Raw genomic sequence first — 330 nt, 5'->3', positions numbered from 1 at the left:
GGTCGCGACGGGGTCAGGACTTGACGAGCGGCCCGCCCATCGACATCGCGCGTCCGCCCAGTGTCTGGCCGAACGCGTCGAACAGGATGTAGGCGAACACGACGCAGAACGCGAACGTCGTGATCCCGGCGATCGGGAACAGGCCCGCGTTGCCTGCGGTCACACCGATGTAGGCCAGCACGAAGGTGATGTCGACGAGCACGAAGCCGATCGTGAACATCAGCGGCAGGCGCAGCGTCGCCAGCGTCAGCAGGACGAACACCAGGGTGAACGAGAGCAGATAGGTCGACTGGATCGACCCGACCTGCTCGGTGGACAGGGCCTGTCCGG

Annotated in this window: 1 protein-coding gene; it reads right to left on the bottom strand. The window is 65.8% G+C overall.

The features are described 5' to 3' along the window. Positions 1-13 precede the first annotated feature (13 nt). Positions 14-330: acetate uptake transporter family protein (locus tag DBV35_RS29610; protein WP_205648956.1), on the bottom strand; the 317-nt coding region annotated here is incomplete at its 5' end.

This window comes from Acuticoccus kandeliae, assembly GCF_003073115.1.
The sequence above is the reverse complement of the archived record's forward strand: the minus strand, read 5'-3'. Positions and strand labels throughout refer to the sequence as shown.